The organism is Dyella sp., from assembly GCF_035486915.1.
GTDB lineage: Bacteria > Pseudomonadota > Gammaproteobacteria > Xanthomonadales > Rhodanobacteraceae > Dyella_B.
Window position 1 is genome coordinate 1 of record NZ_DATHMR010000064.1, and the last position, 19,685, is coordinate 19,685.

24 protein-coding genes are annotated in these 19,685 nt (G+C 59.7%); 11 read left to right on the forward strand and 13 right to left on the reverse strand.

The features are described from left to right. The coding region (locus VK725_RS05450) for an SDR family NAD(P)-dependent oxidoreductase (RefSeq protein WP_325317042.1) at positions 1–731 on the forward strand (731 nt) is incomplete at its 5' end. A 58-nt stretch (positions 732–789) separates the two neighbouring features. Next, entirely contained in the window at positions 790–1,344 is a 555-nt protein-coding gene (locus tag VK725_RS05455) for a GNAT family N-acetyltransferase (RefSeq protein ID WP_325317043.1), read from the forward strand. A 78-nt stretch (positions 1,345–1,422) separates the two neighbouring features. Here VK725_RS05455 and VK725_RS05460 read toward each other — a convergent pair whose 3' ends face one another. Then, complete coding sequence (locus VK725_RS05460; RefSeq protein WP_325317044.1) at positions 1,423–2,742, reverse strand: DEAD/DEAH box helicase; 1,320 nt, start codon at positions 2,740–2,742, stop codon at positions 1,423–1,425. Between the two features lie 186 nt (positions 2,743–2,928). Between VK725_RS05460 and VK725_RS05465 the strand changes: the two genes are divergently transcribed. Further along, positions 2,929–4,149, forward strand: a complete 1,221-nt coding sequence (locus VK725_RS05465; RefSeq protein WP_325317045.1) for an MFS transporter — start codon at positions 2,929–2,931, stop codon at positions 4,147–4,149. Positions 4,150–4,185: 36 nt separating this feature from the next. Continuing rightward, positions 4,186–4,671, forward strand: a complete 486-nt coding sequence (locus VK725_RS05470; RefSeq protein WP_325317046.1) for a peptidylprolyl isomerase — start codon at positions 4,186–4,188, stop codon at positions 4,669–4,671. 72 nt (positions 4,672–4,743) lie between these two features. Here the strand turns inward: VK725_RS05470 and VK725_RS05475 are convergent, their stop codons facing one another. The 4 genes from VK725_RS05475 to VK725_RS05490 form a co-directional block, all read right to left on the reverse strand. Then, positions 4,744–5,175: an organic hydroperoxide resistance protein gene (locus VK725_RS05475; RefSeq protein WP_325317047.1), complete on the reverse strand. Its 432-nt coding sequence runs from the start codon at positions 5,173–5,175 to the stop codon at positions 4,744–4,746. 10 nt (positions 5,176–5,185) lie between these two features. Continuing rightward, positions 5,186–5,635, reverse strand: coding sequence for a MarR family winged helix-turn-helix transcriptional regulator (locus tag VK725_RS05480; RefSeq protein WP_325317048.1), 450 nt, complete (start codon positions 5,633–5,635; stop codon positions 5,186–5,188). A gap of 81 nt (positions 5,636–5,716) precedes the next feature. After that, entirely contained in the window at positions 5,717–6,244 is a 528-nt protein-coding gene (locus VK725_RS05485; protein ID WP_325317064.1) for a C40 family peptidase, read from the reverse strand. A gap of 148 nt (positions 6,245–6,392) precedes the next feature. Then, positions 6,393–7,748, reverse strand: a complete 1,356-nt coding sequence (locus VK725_RS05490) for a hypothetical protein (protein ID WP_325317049.1) — start codon at positions 7,746–7,748, stop codon at positions 6,393–6,395. Between the two features lie 99 nt (positions 7,749–7,847). Between VK725_RS05490 and VK725_RS05495 the strand changes: the two genes are divergently transcribed. The 3 genes from VK725_RS05495 to hutG are packed head-to-tail and all read left to right on the forward strand — an operon-like array spanning position 7,848 to position 11,314. After that, positions 7,848–9,107, forward strand: a complete 1,260-nt coding sequence (locus VK725_RS05495) for an NAD(P)/FAD-dependent oxidoreductase (RefSeq protein WP_325317050.1) — start codon at positions 7,848–7,850, stop codon at positions 9,105–9,107. A gap of 35 nt (positions 9,108–9,142) precedes the next feature. Continuing rightward, positions 9,143–10,489, forward strand: coding sequence for a glutathione-disulfide reductase (gorA, locus tag VK725_RS05500; protein WP_325317051.1), 1,347 nt, complete (start codon positions 9,143–9,145; stop codon positions 10,487–10,489). Positions 10,490–10,513: 24 nt separating this feature from the next. Further along, positions 10,514–11,314, forward strand: a complete 801-nt coding sequence (gene hutG / locus VK725_RS05505) for an N-formylglutamate deformylase (protein ID WP_325317052.1) — start codon at positions 10,514–10,516, stop codon at positions 11,312–11,314. Positions 11,315–11,318: 4 nt separating this feature from the next. On the opposite strand, the gene VK725_RS05510 is transcribed toward hutG, so the two are convergent. The 8 genes from VK725_RS05510 to asnS all read right to left on the reverse strand — a co-directional run bounded on the left by VK725_RS05510 (position 11,319) and on the right by asnS (position 17,760). After that, complete coding sequence (locus VK725_RS05510) at positions 11,319–11,822, reverse strand: hypothetical protein (RefSeq protein WP_325317053.1); 504 nt, start codon at positions 11,820–11,822, stop codon at positions 11,319–11,321. Next, positions 11,779–12,207: a RidA family protein gene (locus VK725_RS05515; protein WP_325317054.1), complete on the reverse strand. Its 429-nt coding sequence runs from the start codon at positions 12,205–12,207 to the stop codon at positions 11,779–11,781. The genes VK725_RS05510 and VK725_RS05515 overlap by 44 nt, the downstream gene beginning before the upstream one ends. After that, entirely contained in the window at positions 12,204–12,818 is a 615-nt protein-coding gene (gene can / locus VK725_RS05520) for a carbonate dehydratase (protein ID WP_414648452.1), read from the reverse strand. The genes VK725_RS05515 and can overlap by 4 nt, the downstream gene beginning before the upstream one ends. Positions 12,819–12,882: 64 nt before the next feature. Continuing rightward, positions 12,883–14,334 (reverse strand): aldehyde dehydrogenase, encoded by a 1,452-nt coding sequence (locus VK725_RS05525; RefSeq protein ID WP_325317056.1) that lies wholly within the window; start codon positions 14,332–14,334, stop codon positions 12,883–12,885. Positions 14,335–14,388: 54 nt separating this feature from the next. Next, the gene (locus tag VK725_RS05530) at positions 14,389–15,180 is read right to left on the reverse strand and encodes an SDR family oxidoreductase (RefSeq protein ID WP_325317057.1); all 792 of its coding nucleotides are present in this window, start codon (positions 15,178–15,180) and stop codon (positions 14,389–14,391) included. A 28-nt stretch (positions 15,181–15,208) separates the two neighbouring features. Further along, on the reverse strand, positions 15,209–15,538 hold the full coding sequence (locus VK725_RS05535) for a hypothetical protein (protein ID WP_325317058.1): 330 nt from the start codon (positions 15,536–15,538) through the stop codon (positions 15,209–15,211). Beyond that, a complete protein-coding gene (locus VK725_RS05540) occupies positions 15,535–16,332 on the reverse strand; it encodes a MalM family protein (RefSeq protein WP_325317059.1) in 798 nt (265 codons plus the stop codon). The genes VK725_RS05535 and VK725_RS05540 overlap by 4 nt, the downstream gene beginning before the upstream one ends. Before the next feature lie 12 nt (positions 16,333–16,344). Continuing rightward, entirely contained in the window at positions 16,345–17,760 is a 1,416-nt protein-coding gene (gene asnS, locus VK725_RS05545) for an asparagine--tRNA ligase (RefSeq protein WP_325317060.1), read from the reverse strand. A 158-nt stretch (positions 17,761–17,918) separates the two neighbouring features. Between asnS and VK725_RS05550 the strand changes: the two genes are divergently transcribed. The 4 genes from VK725_RS05550 to rplI all read left to right on the forward strand — a co-directional run bounded on the left by VK725_RS05550 (position 17,919) and on the right by rplI (position 19,673). Further along, positions 17,919–18,245, forward strand: coding sequence for an iron-sulfur cluster assembly accessory protein (locus tag VK725_RS05550; protein ID WP_325317061.1), 327 nt, complete (start codon positions 17,919–17,921; stop codon positions 18,243–18,245). Between the two features lie 167 nt (positions 18,246–18,412). Beyond that, positions 18,413–18,841, forward strand: coding sequence for a 30S ribosomal protein S6 (gene rpsF, locus VK725_RS05555; protein ID WP_325317062.1), 429 nt, complete (start codon positions 18,413–18,415; stop codon positions 18,839–18,841). A 16-nt stretch (positions 18,842–18,857) separates the two neighbouring features. Continuing rightward, the gene (rpsR, locus tag VK725_RS05560; RefSeq protein WP_074552179.1) at positions 18,858–19,088 is read left to right on the forward strand and encodes a 30S ribosomal protein S18; all 231 of its coding nucleotides are present in this window, start codon (positions 18,858–18,860) and stop codon (positions 19,086–19,088) included. Positions 19,089–19,223: 135 nt separating this feature from the next. Next, entirely contained in the window at positions 19,224–19,673 is a 450-nt protein-coding gene (gene rplI, locus VK725_RS05565) for a 50S ribosomal protein L9 (RefSeq protein ID WP_325317063.1), read from the forward strand. Positions 19,674–19,685 lie beyond the last annotated feature (12 nt).

Below are 19,685 nucleotides of genomic sequence, written 5' to 3' on the forward strand. Positions count from 1 at the left end.
ACCGTGTGGCGTTGGTGACGGGTGCTTCATCGGGCATCGGCGAAGCCACGGCGCTGGCGCTGGCAGAGCAGGGCGCCAAGGTGGCGATTGCCGCGCGCCGCAAAGACCGGCTTGAGGATCTGGCTATAAAGCTCGCCAAAAAGGGCGCCGAGTCGCTGGTGCTGGTGGCAGACCTAGCGCATGAAACGGAGGCGCAACGCGTCGTGAAGGAAGCGGAGGCGCATTTTGGCCGTCTGGACATCCTCATCAACAATGCCGGCGTGATGTATCTGGAGCCTGTTGCCGAAGCCGATCTTGGCCGTTGGCGCAGGATGCTGGAATTGAATGTGCTGAGCCTGATTGCCTCAACGCAGGCAGCCTTAGCAGGCATGCGCGATCGGCGCGACGGGCATATCGTGAATATTTCATCGGTGGCAGGACGCGTGGCCAACCCCAACGCGGCAGCTTATGCGGCAACCAAATTCGGTGTAGTGGGTTTTTCTGAAGCGTTGCGGCGCGAGGTGTACAAGGACAACATCCGCGTAAGCGTGATCGAGCCAGGGATGGTGGATACCGAATTGCGCGAGCATGTCAGTCACGAAACGGCAAAGAAAGCCGTCAACGCACGGGCCGGCGAAATGCGCCAATTGCAGTCTGAGGATATTGCCGACACGATTCTGTTTTGCGTGACGCGGCCTGACTATGTATGCATCAACGAAGTACTGCTGCGCCCGACGGATCAGGAGCGTTAAGCTTCCTCAGATGTAAACCCTGGACGGCCTTTGCCGTTGCTCGGGCATGGGAGAGGATGTGAGCGTTTCCACTATTTTTCGCACACCGCGCACCCTCATTCGATTGCCTGAACAGAGCGATGCGCCAAAGCTTCTTCAATACCGGATGGAAAATCAGGCTCATTTTGCTCCGTGGGAGCCGTTGCGCGAGCCGGTTTACTACACGCTAGATCACTGCATTACATCGATTGCGGATGGCCGTGAGAACGTCCGGCTCGATCGCGGTTATCCATTGTTCGTGCTCGACCACGACGAGAATAGATTGTTGGCGACGGTTATGTTCGCCAACATCGTACGCGGCGCATTTCAGGCGTGCCATCTTGGCTACGGCGTGGCTGCACACATGCAAGGACAGGGCTTGATGCAGGAAGTGCTTCGCGCCGGCATCGATTGGGCATTCGATGAGCTGGATCTGCACCGCGTGATGGCGAACTATCTCCCGCGCAATGAACGCAGCGCGAAGTTACTCGCGCTGCTGGGTTTTGAGCGGGAAGGCTATGCGAAGAGTTATCTGAACATTGCGGGTGTGTGGGAAGACCACATACTCACCGCGCTTGTGCGGCCAGACCGTTGAGTATTTGTTACCTCACCGTCATTCCGGCCTGCGCCGGAATGACGGGGAGGGGTTTGAGCGCTTTAGCGTGGCTAACGCTTATGCTTTTGCCGCAGGCCTGCGTCCGCCCGGACGACGCTTGCGATTACCCATCGCATGTTCGCCACCACCGTTCTTATTCTGCGCATGACCATGCGGACGATGCGACGAACCACCCTGGCGCTGCGGCCGCTGCTGACGCTGGCCTTGCTTCGGACGCGGAGCGTGCGCGTCGAGACGCAAGGGAACAGACAATTCAAAGCCAGTCACTTCGTTAATGGCGATGTCCTGATTGAGCAGCTTGCGAATATCGCGCAGCAAGCCAGACTCGTCGTGACTCACCAGCGACAGCGCCAAACCGTCTGCACCGGCGCGACCCGTGCGGCCGATGCGATGTACGTAGTCTTCCGCCACCATCGGCAGGTCGAAGTTGATCACGATCGGCAGCTGATCGATATCGATGCCGCGCGCGGCAATATCGGTCGCGACCAGCACTGTTACGCGTCCATTCTTGAAATCGGCAAGCGCGCGCGTGCGGGCGTTCTGGCTCTTGTTGCCGTGAATCGCCGCCGCGCGTAGACCCGATTGCTCGAGAAAGCGCACCAGCTTGTCGGCGCCGTGTTTCGTGCGGCTGAAAACCAGCGTCTGGCGACGGCTATCCTTGCTCAGCACGTGCAACAGCAAATCGCGCTTGCGCGACGCATCGACCGGATGCACTTCATGGCTGACGGTCGTGGCGACACTGTTGGCCGGCGTTACCGATACTTCGCGCGGCGAATGCATGAACTGCATCGCCAGCGACTTGATCTCCTGCGCAAACGTTGCCGAGAACAGCAGCGTCTGACGCTGCGTTGGCAGCGCGCTAATGATGCGCTTGAGGGAGGGCAGGAAGCCCATGTCGAGCATGCGATCGGCTTCGTCCAGCACCAGCACTTCGATGCCGCGCAGATCGATCGTGCGCTGCTGCATGTGATCGACCAAGCGACCCGGCGTAGCGATGATGATGTCCACGCCGCGACGCAGCGCATTCACCTGCGGTCCCATGCTGACGCCGCCGAAGATGACGGCGGTGCTGACGCGAAGATGCTTGCCGTATTCGCGGATGTTGTCGTTGATCTGCGCGGCGAGTTCACGCGTGGGCGTGAGGATCAGTGCGCGTGGACGACGGTTGCCGGAAGCTGCCGGTGTCGACATGCGTTGCAGCAGCGGAAGTGCGAACGCGGCGGTCTTGCCAGTGCCCGTTTGTGCGGCGGCCAGCAAATCGTGGCCTTCCAGTACGACCGGAATGGCACCAGCTTGGATGGGGGTGGGTTCGGCGTAGCCCTGTTCGGCGAGCGCGCGCAACAACGCAGGGGCAAGGCCCAGCGATTCAAATGACATGATGTACTCCAGTGTGCAACCCGGAGCTCATGTACAGAACCGCGTCGCCGTTTCAATAATTCGTTAGGGCCACTATCGCAGAAAAGGGCGATATGGAACGACCCAGTATACACGATTCGCGTCCGCACGGTCGGCGCTGGCTGAACAACGTGCTAGCCTCCTGCGGTCGCAAACCGGGAGCCCTACATGTCAGCCCTGTCCGCCCTGCGCGAATTGAACCATGAGCAGCGCCATACCGTGCTGGCGAGCTTTCTCGGGTGGACGCTCGATGCGTTCGACTATTTCCTCTTCACATTCGTGATCGTGGCGATCTCGAAGGAGTTTCACGCAGACCGTACCGATGTGACGCTGGGTGTCTTGCTCACGCTTGCGGCACGCCCCGTGGGTGCGTTGATTTTCGGCCGCCTTGCCGATCGTTACGGTCGCCGGCCCGTGTTGATGATCGACGTGATCCTGTTTTCGGTGTTCGAGCTTGCCACCGCGTTTGCACCGTCGCTGACGATGCTATTGATCATGCGATTCATGTTTGGTGTTGCGATGGGTGGCGAATGGGGCATCGGTGCATCGCTGGCGATGGAAACCATTCCGCCAAAATCGCGCGGTCTTGTCTCGGGGTTGCTGCAAAGCGGCTATCCCTGCGGCTTTTTTCTCGGCGCACTCGTGAACTGGTTGCTGGTCGATCACATCGGCTGGCGGGGTTTGTTTATCGTCGGTGCGGTACCCGCATTGCTGGTGCTCTACATTCGACGCAAAGTGCCTGAATCCCCAGCGTGGGAAGCGACACAAGCCAAACATGGCAGCACCAATCTGTTTGACGCCATGCGCGGGCACTGGAAGCTGGCGATTTACCTCATGTGCCTGATGGCGGCGTTCAACATGTTCAGCCATGGCTCGCAGGACATGTATCACACGTTCGAAGAAGTGAATCTGCACTTGCCGACCGGGTCGAGCACGGCCTTCATGCTTGTCGCGCTGCTCAATCTTGGCGCGCTGGTCGGTGGTATTTCCTTCGGCGCATGGTCCGAACAGATTGGCCGTCGTCGCGCGATGATCATCGCTGCGTTGCTTGCCATTCCGGTGATACCGCTATGGACCTATGGCGGATCATTCCTGCTGCTGGGCCTGGGCGCGTTCCTGATCCAGGTGATGGTGCAGGGTGCGTGGGGCGTGGTGCCTTCCCATCTCAATGAACTTTCACCCGATGCCGTGCGCGGCACGTTGCCGGGGTTCGCCTATCAGATGGGTAACCTGCTGGCTGCCGGCACCGCCACGGTGCAGTCATGGCTGGCGGCGCAGGGCTGGGGGCTACCCCTGGTCATGTCGGTCTGGATTGCCTGCGTGGCCCTGTTGCTGGCCTTGCTGGTCTGGCTGGGGCCGGAGGCGCGTGGGAAGGGGTTCGGCAGCTGATAGAATCGCTTTTTTGCTTACACCGAGAGACAGGTAATGAAGGCTGGTAAGGACAAGGTCATCGCGTTCCACTACACGCTTACCGTGGACGGCGAGAAGGTTGAGAGCTCGCATGAAGGCGGGCAGCCGTTGTGGATTCTGCTTGGTCACGGCCAGCTGATTCCCGGTCTGGAAAAGGCGCTGGACGATCACGGCGCGGGCGACACGCTGCAGGTGGAAATTGCGCCTGCCGACGGTTACGGCGAGCGTCAGGAAGGCCAGATCCAGCGCGTGCCGAAGAAGTATTTCCAGCAAGGCAATCGTCTGAAGCCGGGCATGGTGACGGTGCTATCGCTCAAGCAGGGCGGTCAGCGCGCCGTGACGGTGCATAAAGTCGGCATGAGCACGGTCGACGTGGACATGAATCATCCGATGGCCGGCAAGACGCTCAACTTCGATGTGGCGATCCAGGAAGTACGTGACGCGACCGAAGAAGAAATCCAGCACGGTCACGCGCATCCGCCGGGTGCAGAAGCGCACTGATCGCGCAACGCCCAAGCATCAAAAAACAACGGCGCCTTTGGGCGCCGTTGTCGTTTCAGCTTCTACGCAAGATCAAACCAGGCTGATCTGCACGTCGACATTGCCGCGCGTGGCGTGCGAATACGGGCAGATATCGCGATGCGCCGTATCGATCAACTCTTGCGCAACAGCGCGGTCGATACCGGGCAGGCTCACTTCGAGCTTTACGGCAATACCAAAGCCGGTCGGTTCACGCGGACCGATGCCGACGTGGGCCGTGACGGACGCTTCTTTAATCACGATCTTCTTCTCGCGTGCCACGTGACGCACAGCGCCTTCGAAGCATGCGGCATAGCCGGCGGCAAACAACTGCTCGGGGTTGCTGCCAGCGCCGCCCGGGCCGCCTAATTCCTTCGGCACTTTCAGATCGAAATCCAGCACGCCATCGCTGCTATGGATGTGGCCTTCGCGGCCGCCTTTGGCAGTGGCAGTAGCGGTATAGAGAATTTTGCTTGGATTGCTCATGGTGGTCGTCTCATTCATGGGTGGGGGCGAGTTGGATCGCCAGGGATTTGAGTTCGTCGCGAAGACGTATGAATTGATCAGCGGACATACAAAGTTTTTTAGCCAGGCAACGCGGTACTTCGACGGCACGCTCGTGGAGATTACGTCCCGCTTTGGTCAAGGTGATTTCCACTTCGCGCTCATCGCTCTCACGGCGGCGTCGTGACAGCAGGTCGGCTTGTTCCAGTCGTTTCAGCAGCGGGGTGAGCGTGCCCGAATCGAGCTGCAGGCGCTCGCCGAGTTCACGCACGGTGATGCCGTCGCGTTCCCACAACACCAGCATTACCAGGTATTGCGGATAGGTAAGGTCCAATGCTTCGAGCAGTGGGCGATAAACCGCCGTCATGCGACGCGACGCGGCGTACAGCGCGAAGCAGAGCTGTTCGTCGAGAAGCAAATTGGGTTCGAGGTCAGCCTTCATGAGTTGAAAGATAGCATCAAATTTAATTGTGCACAATATATTTTGTGTGAAGGGAACAGAATCACTTCGTTAGAGTGGGAATCAGTCGAGCAGGCGCTTGCCGTAGGCGAAATGGTCGCGCCAGTAGGGCCCGTCGATGTCATCGAGGCGGACGGTGCCACCGCTGTTGGGGGCATGTACGAATCGGCCTTTGCCGACGTAAACGCCGACGTGGCTGATGCCGCCGCCGATATCGAAGAAAACCAGGTCGCCGCTGATCAGGTCGTCCATGCTCCGGACTTTCTGCCCGTCGATGTCGGCCATGCCGCGCGAACTATGCGGCAGCATGATATTGGCTGCATTGCGGTAGATATAGTCGACCAACCCGCTGCAATCGAAGCCGCCTTCGGGTGTGTTGCCACCATAGTGATAGGGCGTGCCGACCAGCGCCATGGCGCGGAACAGCACATCGTTCGCTGTTCCGATGGAGTTTTCGGGTGCTCGGGCAGGTTCGTCGGCAAGGGCCGAATGCGAGGGCTTATAAGTGGCTTCGCGTCGAGGACTGCTTGCGCACGCCGCCAGCAGCAACAGCAGGCAAGTCATGAGGGCCAGGCGGACGGCCCGGCCCATCGGTCTGTGTTTGTCGGGATCACCCCTGCTGGCCAGAGCCATACATAAACCTCGGCGGTGTTTGCGCCGAGCTTATATCAAATCAATGGCTTGGATGGAAGTTTTTAGAAACTGCAAGAGCTAAGTGTGACAAGTCGACTTCAACCCGTCAGTGCATGGCAACGTCGATATTTTCCTGACCCAGGGTCGCGCCTGCGGCGTTCCACGCCCGCAGCCGGTAATGACCGGGGTAGAGGTAAAGGACGTTGTGGGAATGGCCTTTCAGGAAGGTGTATCGATCGGCTGGGGTGGCGTTGTCGGGTTCGCCGGTGTAATACGCATCGACGACGCAGGGAACCTGGTCCTGGCAGAGGGTGGTGTCGATGGAAACCGTCGTGCGCTTTCCCTCAAGACTCAGCCAAGATGGACGTTCGCGTGGATCGAACGGCGCCTGAGGCAAAGTAATTTCACGACGCACGGCGTCGGCGACATTGGCAACGCCGTAGTCAAGATCCGATGGGGCGGCCGGGGGCAGGATGACGGTTATATCGTGCTCACGTCGATCGGAAGTCCAGTACGTGTCGGAATCGAGTTTGCGTAGCGCAATGGGTTCATGCGGTGAAAACTGCAAAGCCACCTTGTCGTAAAAGCCAAAATCCAGTCCACCTACTGCCACGTCGCGAAATTGCACTTGATCCACACAAAGCGGGTCGTAACCACTCATTTGCGCAAGCTGCATGCCCATCGGCTTGATGCCACTGCCAAGATTTCCCGAGGCTTTGTCGATATGAGAATAGCCGGCATGCACGAATAGCTTTGCTTGCGGGTCTTTCGCGAACACCTTTTCGTAAAGCGTCTGCGCTTCGATGGTGTCGCGAGCGGTGGAGGCGGATGCGTCCGCGTCATAAGGCACGATAATGTAGCCCAGCTTGATGGCCTGGCGAATGATTTCACCGTAAAGCGGCTCAAGCAGATACTCGCTGCCCGTTGTGTCAATCGCATAGCCGCGTTGCATCAAGCCAGGATCTTTATCATCCACGGCCTCGGCGGCGAAATATTGAAAGCCCATCGCACGCAGGCGCGGCAGCAGCGCCAACGTTAACTCGCGCGTATGCGCATCGTGATGGGCTTCGTTGACCATCACGATGTGGCGGTTCGCCGCCATATCGACGACAGCATCCGCAGCGCTTACCGTGGCCCATGCGCCTCGTTGAGGAAGCATTGCCGATCTCGACGGATTAATGCGGTTGTCGAAGGGAAAGGTCATCAAGGCCTCGTCGTAGAGACCCAATTCGCTGTCCACCGTGGCGAGCAGTTGCCGTGCAAACGCGGCATCATCTTTATCGAGTCTGGGTATGACCTCGTTGAGGTAGTCGTAACGCGCAAGGCCGTTGGGTGCTGCGCCGAAATGCTTTATCACTTGATCGGTCGTTGGGACCGATGTTTCGGGCGCAGGCGCTTGCGCGTGCACACTGGGCAATGCCAGCAGCACGGTCGTGCAAAACAGGCACTTCGATAAACGCATCGGCATAGTGGGGACAATGTCGTGGTTTCGCGAGTCCAGCCTGCGACGTTCTTTGTCCGTGCGCAAGTACCAATCCGACAGGATCGCTACAATGGTCGGATGGATGCTTCCCGTTGCGATGTCGTGATCCTTGGTGGTGGTGTGATCGGCCTGTCCTGTGCGCTTTACCTGCTCAGGGGCGGCGCCAGCGTGCGCGTGCTGGAGCAGGGGACGCCCGGTTGCGGCAGTTCGCATGGCAATTGCGGCACCATCACACCAAGCCATGCAGCGCCCCTGGCAATGCCGGGCACGCTTGGCGTTGCCTTGCGCTCGATGCTTCGTTCCGATGCGCCGCTTTACCTCAACCCTCGTTTTGACGGCCCGCGCCTTCGCTGGCTGCTTGGCTTTGCCAGGCACTGCAACTGGCAGGACTTCAACCGTGCCGCACAGGCGCGCGCAGCGATCCTGCAGCGCTCGCGCGGTTTGCTAGCCGGCTTGATCCGCGCGGAACGCTTCGATTGCGAATTCGTCGAGGAAGGGGTGCTCTACGTTTATCGCAGCGCACAACAACGTGACGTTGACGAACAGCATCATGCGCAATTGCTTGATCGCCTGGGCATCCCCGTGCAGCGCATGCGAGGGGATGAAGTGGAAGCCATGGAGCCCGCGCTCAAGCCCGGTGTGCAGGGCGGATTGTTCCATCCCGACGACGCGCGTTTGCGGCCGGATCGCTACGTGGCGGAGCTTGCCCGTCTGGTGCGCGAACACGGTGGCGTGATCGAAACCGGCGCGAAAATAGAGGGTTTTCACATAGACGGCCGCCGCATTACTGGCGTAAGCACATCGCGGGGCGACTTCGTGGGCCAACACGTTGTGCTGGCACTTGGCGCGTGGTCGCCACTGCTCGGCAAACAGCTTGGACTGCGTTTGCCGATGCAACCGGGCAAGGGTTATTCGCTGACGTTCACGCGACCGGCTCACGCACCGCAGCATGCCTTGGTGCTGCGCGAAGCGGCCGTCTGCGTCACCACTTGGGAAAGCGGTTTTCGTTTGGGGAGCACGATGGAGTTTTCCGGCTATGCCGAAGGGCTCAATCGCAAGCGCCTCGATGCATTGCGTCGTGGCGCTGCAACAGCCTTGCGCGAACCTGAAGGTCCGCAATTGCAGGAAGAGTGGTGGGGATGGCGACCGATGAGCATGGATGAAGTGCCGATCATCGGCCCCAGCACGCAATGGTCGAATCTGCACCTCGCAACGGCGCACGGCATGCTAGGCGTAAGCATGTCGGCAGCCACCGGTGAATTGGTGGCCGCGCAACTCAACGGAAAAACGCCTGCATTCGATCCGGCCCCTTACGCACCGGCACGATTTGGCCTGTAGCGCATAACGACCTGCATCCCCGAAGGAGAGGCAACATGAGCGACCGCTTCGATCTGATCGTCCTCGGTGCAGGTTCCGGGGGATTGAGCGTTGCGCAGCGCGCGGCGAAGCTGGGCGCTCGTGTGGCGATGTTCGATCCCGATGCGTTGGGAGGCACATGCGCCAATCGCGGATGCGTGCCCAAGAAGGCGATGTGGTTTGCGGCGCAGATGGCCGATATGCATCGTCTTGCCGGGGACTTCGGTTTCGAGACGATGCCTATGCGACTGGACTGGGCGCGTTTTCGCAAGCTGCGCGATCAATACATCGCAGGTATTCGTCATCGCTACAAAGAACGCCTGGACGCCGCTGGCATCCACGTCGTTACGGAAGCGGCGCGGCTGATCTCAGTCGACACCGTGGAAACGACGTCGGGTGTGCGCGCCAGCGCGCCGCACATTGTCGTTGCAACGGGCGCGCGTCCTCGCCGTCTGGATTTGCCTGGTTTTGATCTGGGCATGGTGTCCGACGACATCTTCACGCTGGACGCGGCGCCGCGGCACATCATGGTCGTCGGCGGCGGTTACGTGGCCGTGGAATTTGCCTGCGTTTTGCGCGCATTGGGCTGCGAAGTCGATCTATTGATTCGAGAAAGCATGCTGGGCAATTTCGACGCGGAACTCGTTGCGGCACTGATGGAACGGATGCAAGCACATGGCATCCGCATCGTGCGTCGATCGCAGGTAAAAGCGGCCGAAGGCAAGCCAGGTGACATCTCGCTAAAAACGGAAGATGGTGCCGATTACGGTGGTTACGATGCGCTGCTCTGGGCTGTCGGCCGCGTTCCCAATAGCGAACACATCGGCCTGGAAACACGGGGCGTTGCCTGCGATGAAGAGGGTCACATCCTGGTCGATGCATTTCAGAACACCAGCGTGTCCGGCATCTATGCGGTAGGCGATGTCACCGACCGCTGGGCACTTACACCCGTTGCCGTCGCAGCCGGACGCGCGCTGGCAGATCGCTTGATCGGCGGCGACGCAAATGCGCGATTCGACGACAGCGCCGTTCCCAGCGTGGTTTTCTCCGAACCTCCGTTGGGCATGGTCGGCTTTACCGAACAACACGCGCGAGCGCGCTATGGCGATGACATCGCCGTGCACACCGGGCGCTACACGCCGTTGATGTTCATGGTTGCCGGGCGCTCGCAGCAGAGCGTGGTGAAGATCGTTTGCGCCGGCGCCGATCATAAGGTTGTCGGTATCCATGTACTGGGGCCCGGTAGCGATGAATTGCTGCAAGGGTTTGCGGTGGCGATGCAAAAGGGACTGTATTGGCGCGATCTGAAAGCGGCCATTGCGATTCACCCCACGGCTGCCGAGGAATTGCTGTTGCTGCATTAAGTGCGAACGGGTCAAACTGCGGAAATGGACACGTTCACACTTACGCCTGGCAGCGCGCCGCTGCTCATCAGCCTGCCGCATAACGGCAGCTTCATTCCTGACGATCAAGCCAAACGCATGTATCCGCGTGCCCGCCGTTCGCCGGATACCGATTGGCACGTCGCGCAACTTTACGAGCCGCTCGCGGCCGATTTCGGGGCTAGCGTGATCAAGCCTGTCGCATCGCGCTACGTCATCGATCTGAACCGTCCTGCGGATGGTCATGCGTTATATCCGGGGCGTCGCGAAACGGGTCTGGTGCCGACCATCAGTTTCGACGGCGAGCCGCTTTATTTCTCCGGCCAGGAGCCGACCGCCGAGGAAATCCAGCAGCGCGTGGAAACATGGTGGCGTCCTTATCATCAGGCGTTGGCGCAGGAAATTGCGCGGCTGCTGGAGGAGCACGGCCGGGTGGTGTTGTGGGAAGGTCACTCCATCCGCAGCCACGTCCCGATGTTGTTCGAAGGACGCCTGCCTGACTTCAATCTGGGGACCGCCGATGGCGCCAGTTGCGGTGCCGATCTGCAGTGGAGCCTGACCAGCGTCATGGAAGCTCAATCCCGCTACGACTTCGTGCTCAACGGCCGTTTCAAGGGGGGCTACATCACCCGCCAATATGGCAAGCCGTTGGAAGGTATCCAGGCGATCCAACTGGAGCTGGCCCAGTGCCAATACATGAACGAGGAGAGCTTTGCATGGGACGCTAGCAAGGCGCCGATGGTGCAAAGCATGATCCGTCGATTGTTGGAAAAGTGCCTGGACCAACCGGAAAAAAACGAAATTTGAAGGTTCAATCGACGGCTTGCTTAATTTGTAACCAATTGAGCTTTTTTTCTGAATTCTGTTCAGTTGCCGTATGCCGAGACCCATGCATTGTTGCTACCGTCACGCCGCCCGAGTTTGCCGGGTTCCGGCCGGGTCCGTGGCATTCAAAAATCTCGAGGCTCATGATCATGATGCGTAAACTTGCGATCGCTTCTCTGCTCGTTGCTGGTGTGGCCCTCTCCGGTTCTGTCTTCGCCCAGTCGGCTGCTTCCTCTTCGGCAGCACCGGCATCGTCGACGTCGACCGCGAAGCACCACAAGGCTGCTAAGTCCTCGTCGTCTTCTTCTACGTCGACCAAGAAGTCCCACAAGAAGTCGAGCAGCACGCCGGCTTCCAGCAGCACCGCTGGTGGCGCGAAGTAATCGTTGCAATACGGTTCGGTATACCGAGAAAACCCCGGCTTCCAAGCCGGGGTTTTTTTATGCTCAGCCGTCAGCGGAAGGAAGCGCCGCGATGCATTTGAGTTCAATGGCAATCGGCGTGGGAAGCGCCGTGATGCCTAGCGTGGTACGGCACGCATCGATGCCCTTGAAGTATTCCGCGTACAAACGGTTGTAGACCGGAAAGTCGCGTGCCATATCGGTGAGAAACACCGTGACATCGACAAGTTGTTCCCAACGTGCTCCGCTGGCTTCCAGTACGGCACGCACGTTCGCAAACACCTGCCGGCACTGTTGTTCGATGTCGTAGCCGACCAGCTTTCCATCGGCATCGTGGACGTTGCCCGCAATGACATTGGTGCCGGGCTGACGCGGACCCACGCCCGAAAGAAACAGCAGATGGCCAACACGGCGTGCATGCGGATAAGCACCCACCGGCGCGGGCGCAGTGTCCGTGCGTACCACATCGCTCATCGCATTTCTCCCGCCTGGCGCATCACCTGCTGAAGGGCCTGTTCGTAAGCCGGGCGTAGCGACTCGCGCGAATCGACGTGCATACCTAAGTCATGCATGTGTCCGTTGGACAAGCTGTAGCACCACGCATGCACGGCAAGGGACTGTCCGCGTTCCCACGCTTCCATGACGACGGTGGTCTGGCAGACGTTGACGACCTGTTCGATTGCGTTGAGTTCGCACAAACGCGTGTTGCGCAACGGCATGGAAGGGAGCGAAGCGAGCACCTCTCCGTGTTTCTGCGCGACATCGCCCACGTGGCGCAACCAGTTGTCGACAAGGCCGAGTCGTCGCTCATCCAACACGGCCTGCACACCGCCGCAACCGTAGTGACCGACCACGATGATGTGTTCGACCTTCAATACGTCGACGGCAAACTGGATGGTGCTAAGGCAGTTTAGGTCCGTGTGCGAGACAACGTTGGCGACATTGCGCTGAACGAAAATCTCGCCCGGCGGAAGATCCACAATCTGCGTGGCGGGTACGCGCGAATCGGAGCAGCCAATCCACAGGTACTTGGGCGATTGCTGTTTCGCGAGACGTTCGAAGAATTGCGGATCGGTGCGCCGCATATCGGCCGACCAGCGGCGGTTGCTGTCGATCAGATCCTGTAGTGGACTGCTCAAGGCGATTTCCTCAGTAACGAATGCAGATGTTGCGGGGTTCGGTAAAGAAGCGCAGCGCTTCGGTGCCACCCTCTCGACCGACACCGGATTGTTTGCTGCCACCGAAGGGTGTGCGCAGGTCGCGCAGCAGCCAGCAGTTGATCCATACGATGCCGAATTCCAGCTGGTTGGCCATGCGGTGTGCGCGTGAGAGGTCCGTCGTCCACAACGATGCGGCGAGCCCGTAACCCGTGCCGTTCGCAATCGCCAGTGCTTCGGCTTCATCGTCGAACGGTATCAACGTGACGACAGGCCCAAAAATTTCCTGTTGATTCGTCACGGTGGCGTTCGACAAGCCATCGATGACGGTCGGAGCGATGAACCACCCGTTGGTGCAGCGGCCGTTTAGCTTCACTGCTTCGCCGCCGGTGAGAATGTCGCCACCTTCGTCGCGCGCCTGCGCAATGCAGCGCATGACCTTGTCGAAATGCTCGCTGGAGACGAGCGCGCCCAGGTCGCTGGATGCGTCTTGCGGGTCGCCAACGCGCAGTGCTTTAACGCGTGCGAGATAGCGCTCGCGGAATGCGTCATAGATCGAGCGTTGCACCAGCAGGCGCGAGCCACACAAACAGATCTCGCCTTGATTGGCGAAGCCCGATCGCACGATGGTGTCGAGATTCTCGTCCGTAAGGTCGGCATCGGCGAAAACGATCGCCGGATTCTTGCCGCCCAGTTCCAGCGAAACTTTCTTGAATTGCGGTGCCGCGGTAGCAGCGATACTGGCGCCTGTGCGCGTGCTGCCGGTGAACGAGACGGCCTTGATCGTTGGATGTTCCACAATCGCCTGACCGGTGGTCGGACCGCGGCCCTGCACGATGTTCAACACACCGGGCGGAAAACCCGCTTCGATGCTGAGTTCGCCCAGCAATGCAGCCGTACAGGGTGTAATTTCCGAAGGTTTCGCGACCACCGCATTGCCACTGGCCAGTGCGGGAGCAATCTTCCACGTAAACAGATACAGCGGAAGATTCCATGGGCTGATACATCCGACGACGCCCAGTGGCCGACGCAGCGTGTAGTTGATCGCACCGGTTTCCATCGCGTGCGATTCGCTATCCCACGCGGTGACGGCAGCGGCGAAAAAGCGCAGGTTGGAAATGGCGCGTGGAATATCCAGCCGCGTCGCAAGCGCGACAGGCTTGCCGCTGTCGCGCGATTCCAGCTCGGCAAACTCGTCGAGCCGCGCTTCGATCAGATCAGCGAGCCGATTGAGGCAGCGTGCGCGTTCGTCGGCGGGTGTCGCAGCCCATCCCGGTGCGGCTCTTTGTGCGGCTTGTGCTGCGGCGTCGACATCGGCAACGGTGGAATCCGGACAGTGCGCGAACAATGCACCGGTAGCTGGCTCATAAACGTCGAGCCAGTGATTTTCCAGGGGCGCCTGCAGGCGACCGTCAATGAGATTGGCGAGGCGTGTGCTTGGCATCCTTGCAAGCTTAGAACCTGCGCGTCCGGATTGCACCGGACGCGTGCGTACAGGCTAGCTCAGAGACTTGGTGCGCCCGCCATCCACCGCAATGCTGACGCCATTGACGTACGCCGCCGCCGGCGTGCAGAGGAACGCAATCACCGCGGCCACTTCGCCCGGCTCACCGAAGCGCCGTGCCGGAACGGCAGCGACCATCTCCGCGGCGAGTTCCTCTTCACTGCGGCCGGTCTTTTCCCGCTGCGCATCGATGATGCCATCCAGGCGCGCCGTACGCGTAAAACCAGGCAATACGTTGTTGACGGTGATGCCATCCACAGCCAACTCGCCGGCGAGGGTTTTCGCCCAGGAAGCCACCGCCGCACGGATGGTGTTGGATACGCCAAGACCCGGAATAGGTTCCTTCACCGACGTCGAAATGACGTTGACAAGACGTCCGTAACCACTCGCGCGCATGCCGGGCAATACCGCTTGCAGCAATACCTGGCCAGCAATCAGATGCTGACGGAAAGCGCTTTCGAATGCGGTGGACTCGGCCGTGTGCGCCAGACCGCCGGGTGGGCCGCCGGTGTTGTTGATCAGAATCTGCACGGGATTGGCCGCGACAATGTCAGTCGCGACCGCCAGCAAGCCGGCGGTGTCCTGCATGTCGACGCTGCGCCAGTTGTGCTGCTGCGAGGCATGTTTCTTCGGCAAGCTAGCGGCCACATCCTTGAGATGATCGGCCGAGCGCGCCAGTAACGTGACGCTAGCACCGAGCTCGGCCAGTTCAACAGCCGTTGCGCGACCAATGCCTTGCGATGCGCCACCCACCAGCGCGTGACGGCCACTCAAATCCAACTGCATGTGATCTCCTAGGCGACGTTCTGATCGCTTACGCGTGAGCGCTGTGCCATTGCAGGGCGAGCGCCGCAATCCAGCACCCCCACGCAATCCATTGACTGTAGCGCCAGACACGCCAGATACGCGTGATGGAGGCATCGTCGATAGCCGCAATCGCCGGGGATCGCAGCACATGCTGCATGCGCAGCCACAATTGCGGCCCGCGTGCGGCCTGACTGCTGCCCGTATCCACAATCACCTTCCAGTGTTGGGGATAGTCTTCACGCAAATGTTTGGCAATACGAAACGGCAACACGGCGTGCATCGTGAAGGCCACAAGACCGATGAGCAGTAAACCGATGTAAACAACAAATGGAATCAAAGCGGGCCCCAGCTCAAGTGTGATGGCAGGTCGCTGCGCAGCGTGTTGAGCACACCATCCCCGGGAGGTGCTTTGCCGCATACGGCCTTGTCGACAGCCTGAGCATACGTCTTATCCATCATGCCCACCCAGACGGTGCCATCCGGGCCATGCTGGATTTTGTAGCTGCCGCCCATCGTGGTAGCCGCCGGCGTGTTGGAACTGTTGTTGATCGAGAACGTGCTGGCGGTTTGTTCCCAGTACGTATTGTCGTTTTGTTGCTTGCCGGAGCTGTAAACAACGACGTAACGCGCGCGCTTATCCGTTACCGTGACGCTGCCGAATGCGCCACTGTCGCTGTTGCTCCATCCCATGTATTCGCACAGCTTCACATCCGTCGAATCGATCGGCTGGAATGCGCCATCCAGCAAGACGACGCTGGGTGCGAACAGGTAACTGGAGTTCGTTACCGAACGTCCCACCAGTTCGGATTTCAACGCGATCTTGTAGGGCAGTTTGGCGTCCGTGGGCAGCGCGAAACTCAGGAAATAGCTGCGCACGCCATTGATCGCCGCGACCGGGCTGCTTCCACCCAACACAAACTGCTGCGGGCGCCAGGGCAGGGGATTTTGATAAGAAAAATCCGCAAAACTGGTGCAGCACGGCGTCGCCTGATCAAGCGCCTTCTTTGCATCCGCCAGCGTTCTGGGTGGCGGACTCTGCGGCAGCAAGGTCGTAGGCAAGGGCAGCTTGACGCTATGGCACGCGCAAAGCAGTAACGAGAAAGTGATGATGAGTAACGGACGCAGTTGCATGGGATCGATAAATTAGAAGTCGGCACTCCCTGCCGCACGGGGATAGGGGATGGCGTCGCGGATGTTCTGCAATCCGCACACGTACACCAGCAGGCGCTCGAAGCCTAGGCCAAAGCCTGCGTGGGGTACGGTGCCATAGCGGCGCAGGTCACGGTACCAATCGTAGGTGGCAATATCGAGACCGAATTGCGCCATGCGGCGGTCCAGATAGTCCAGGCGTTCCTCGCGCTGGGCGCCACCGATAATTTCACCGATACCCGGAGCGAGCACGTCCATTGCTGCGACGGTTTTTTCGTCGTCGTTGAGGCGCATGTAGAACGCCTTGATCTTCTCGGGATAGTTCATCACCACCACCGGGCGGCCGACGTGTTTCTCAGCGAGATAACGCTCGTGCTCGGTCTGCAGATCGATACCCCAGGCCACGGGGAATTCGAATTTTTGGTCGGACTTCTTGAGGATATCGATGGCATCGGTGTAATCGATGCGTTCGAAGGGTTTGGCGATGAAGTTTTCCAGACGCGTGATGGCGTCGGGCAACACGCGCTCGGCGAAGAATGCCATGTCGTCGCCACGCTCTTCGAGCACGGCTTTGAAGATGGCCTTCAGGAACGCCTCCGCGCAATCGGCATCCGCGGCGAGATCGGCGAACGCAATTTCCGGCTCGATCATCCAGAACTCGGCAAGATGACGTGGCGTGTTGGAGTTTTCAGCGCGGAACGTCGGGCCGAAGGTATACACCTTGCTCATCGCCAGCGCATAGGCTTCGACGTTGAGCTGGCCCGACACAGTCAAAAACGCTTCGCGGCCGAAGAAATCTTTGCGGAAATCGATCTTGCCTTTTTCATCGCGCGGCAGGTTCGCCAGATCCAGCGTGGACAGGCGGAACATGTCGCCGGCGCCTTCAGCATCGGACGTCGTGATGATGGGAGTGTTGATCCAGAAGAAGCCTTCATCCGTGAGATGGCGGTGAATGGCCATCATCATCGTGTGGCGCACGCGCGTCACCGCGCCGAACAGATTCGTGCGCGGACGCAGATGCGCGACCTCGCGCAGGAATTCCATCGAATGTTGCTTGGGCTGGATGGGGTAGGTTTCCGGATCGTCCACCATTCCCGTAACGACCACATCTTCCGCCTGGAGTTCGAATGCCTGGCCTTTGCCCTGCGAGGGAACCAGCGTGCCGGTGACGATCACGCCTGCTCCGGCGGTGAGATGTTTCACCTCGGTCTCGTAATTTCCCACCGTGGCTGGCACGACGGCCTGAATCGGATCGAAGCACGAACCGTCGCTGACATTCACGAACGACAGGCCGGCCTTGGAATCGCGCCGGGTACGCACCCAGCCACGGACCGTGACTTTGCTGCCGGCTTCGACTTTGCCGGAAAGGGCCTGTTTCACGCTCAACAAGAGCGGGCTGACCACCGTCATGGATTGAAACTCCTGGGAGAAGCGCCCATTTGTTAAGGGCAAGCTGGCTAGCTCGCCACTCCGTTGGGCGTGAGGGCAAGCGGGCATGATAATGTAGCCCTTGCCCGCACTGCGACATGCAAAGCGGGCCATTAGTGCCAAATCAGAAACACTGTCCTATGAGCATCTCGATAACCCCCGCCGCCAACCAACGCATGCGCCAGTTCCTGGAGCAGACGCCAGCCGCCGCGGGCGTCCGTTTCGGCGTGAAAAAAACCGGCTGCTCGGGCTTCGCCTACGTGGTGGACCTGGCCGAAATCGCGGGAACGGACGATCAGACGTTTCAGATCGACGGCGTGCCCGTCATCGTCGATGCCAAGACCTTACCGCTGGTCGATGGCACCGTGATCGACTTCCAGCGCCAGGGGCTCAACGCCAGCTTCGTCTTCCACAACCCCAATGCCACCGGGGAATGCGGCTGCGGCGAAAGCTTCACCGTCGGCTGAGGTCTAGGGCAAACGCATTCAGATCAGCAAGTTGCGCTGACTGATTGATCCCGCTTACAATTCCGCTTCTGTCTGCACGCAAAGGCTGTGCGGATGGACCCTTGCCTCACCGCATCGGCGGGAGGCTGAATGGCCTGTAAGGGCCGCATCCATAAGGAGTTTTCCCAATGACCTTGCGTCATTACGAAGTAGTGTTTCTGGTCCACCCTGACCAGAGCGAACAGGTTCCGGCGATGATCGAGCGTTACAAAGCGCTGATCACGGCCGACGGCGGCAAGATCCACCGCCTGGAAGACTGGGGCCGCCGCCAGCTGGCGTACCCGATCGTGAACCTGGCCAAGGCTCACTACGTTCTGCTCAACATCGAAGTGGGCCAGAACGCGCTGAACGAACTGGAGTCGGGCTTCCGCTTCAACGACGCGGTGCTCCGTCACCTCGTGATCAAGCGTGATGAGGCCGAGGCCGATCAGTCCTTCATCCTTAAGAGCAAGGAAAAGGATGATGCCAAGTCCTCCCGCCGTCGCGACGACGACTCGGACGGTGATGACCGCCGTGTTGGTCGCGCTGACAGCGACGATGTCGATCTCGAAGACTGATTAGGAGCCCATACCCATGTCCAAGTTCTTCCGCCGCCGCAAGTTCTGCCGCTTTACGGCCGAAAACGTCAAAGAGATCGACTACAAGGATCTCAACACGCTGCGCCAGTACATCACTGAGAACGGCAAGATCGTTCCCAGCCGCATCACCGGCACGAAGGCTCGTTACCAGCGTCAGCTGGCCACGGCCATCAAGCGCGCGCGTTTCCTCGCGCTGCTGCCGTACACCGACAACCACGACGTCTGATCGCGCGTGGGTCTTTCTTCCTCGTTGAAGAAAGACATGCTTTAACCTTCTCCTTTCGGGGAGAGGGGTAACACTTCGGACAACCGTCCACGGCTGCGCCGGGCCACACTGGTGCTAACGAATTAAGGAATTACCATGGAACTCATTCTTCTCGAGAAAGTGCGTAACCTCGGCAACCTCGGCGACAAGGTCAAAGTGAAGCCGGGTTACGGCCGCAACTACCTGCTGCCGCAGGGCAAGGCTGTCCGTGTGAACGCTGAAAATCTCGCTGCGTTCGAAGCTCGCCGTGCCGAATACGAAGCCAAGGCCAATAATCTGTTGACCGATGCTGAGTCGCGTAAGGGCAAGCTGTCGGATGCGACGGTGACCATCTCCGCCAATGCAAGTCCGGAAGGCAAGCTGTATGGCTCGGTCGGTCCGCGCGAGATCGCCGACGCGTTGCAGGCTGCCGGTCACGACATCCACAAGGGTGAAGTGATCCAGGGCGAAGGCCCGATCCGCCACACCGGCGAGTTCGAGGTCGTGATCGCTCTGCACGCCGACGTGCAGACCCAGGTCAAGGTGATCGTGGTCGGCGAAAAGTAAGCCGCCCCATCG

Coding starts and splice junctions, on each gene's coding strand:
- can (WP_414648452.1), bottom strand. CDS start 12,818: ATGCGGCGCACCGATCCGCAATTCTTCGAACGTCTCGCGAAACAGCAA.
- VK725_RS05460 (WP_325317044.1), bottom strand. CDS start 2,742: ATGTCATTTGAATCGCTGGGCCTTGCCCCTGCGTTGTTGCGCGCGCTC.
- rpsR (WP_074552179.1), top strand. CDS start 18,858: ATGTCCAAGTTCTTCCGCCGCCGCAAGTTCTGCCGCTTTACGGCCGAA.
- VK725_RS05540 (WP_325317059.1), bottom strand. CDS start 16,332: ATGCAACTGCGTCCGTTACTCATCATCACTTTCTCGTTACTGCTTTGC.
- gorA (WP_325317051.1), top strand. CDS start 9,143: ATGAGCGACCGCTTCGATCTGATCGTCCTCGGTGCAGGTTCCGGGGGA.
- VK725_RS05530 (WP_325317057.1), bottom strand. CDS start 15,180: ATGCAGTTGGATTTGAGTGGCCGTCACGCGCTGGTGGGTGGCGCATCG.
- hutG (WP_325317052.1), top strand. CDS start 10,514: ATGGACACGTTCACACTTACGCCTGGCAGCGCGCCGCTGCTCATCAGC.
- rplI (WP_325317063.1), top strand. CDS start 19,224: ATGGAACTCATTCTTCTCGAGAAAGTGCGTAACCTCGGCAACCTCGGC.
- rpsF (WP_325317062.1), top strand. CDS start 18,413: ATGACCTTGCGTCATTACGAAGTAGTGTTTCTGGTCCACCCTGACCAG.
- VK725_RS05550 (WP_325317061.1), top strand. CDS start 17,919: ATGAGCATCTCGATAACCCCCGCCGCCAACCAACGCATGCGCCAGTTC.
- VK725_RS05465 (WP_325317045.1), top strand. CDS start 2,929: ATGTCAGCCCTGTCCGCCCTGCGCGAATTGAACCATGAGCAGCGCCAT.
- VK725_RS05470 (WP_325317046.1), top strand. CDS start 4,186: ATGAAGGCTGGTAAGGACAAGGTCATCGCGTTCCACTACACGCTTACC.
- VK725_RS05495 (WP_325317050.1), top strand. CDS start 7,848: ATGGATGCTTCCCGTTGCGATGTCGTGATCCTTGGTGGTGGTGTGATC.
- VK725_RS05515 (WP_325317054.1), bottom strand. CDS start 12,207: ATGAGCGATGTGGTACGCACGGACACTGCGCCCGCGCCGGTGGGTGCT.
- VK725_RS05485 (WP_325317064.1), bottom strand. CDS start 6,244: ATGGGCCGGGCCGTCCGCCTGGCCCTCATGACTTGCCTGCTGTTGCTG.
- asnS (WP_325317060.1), bottom strand. CDS start 17,760: ATGACGGTGGTCAGCCCGCTCTTGTTGAGCGTGAAACAGGCCCTTTCC.
- VK725_RS05525 (WP_325317056.1), bottom strand. CDS start 14,334: ATGCCAAGCACACGCCTCGCCAATCTCATTGACGGTCGCCTGCAGGCG.
- VK725_RS05490 (WP_325317049.1), bottom strand. CDS start 7,748: ATGCGTTTATCGAAGTGCCTGTTTTGCACGACCGTGCTGCTGGCATTG.
- VK725_RS05480 (WP_325317048.1), bottom strand. CDS start 5,635: ATGAAGGCTGACCTCGAACCCAATTTGCTTCTCGACGAACAGCTCTGC.
- VK725_RS05475 (WP_325317047.1), bottom strand. CDS start 5,175: ATGAGCAATCCAAGCAAAATTCTCTATACCGCTACTGCCACTGCCAAA.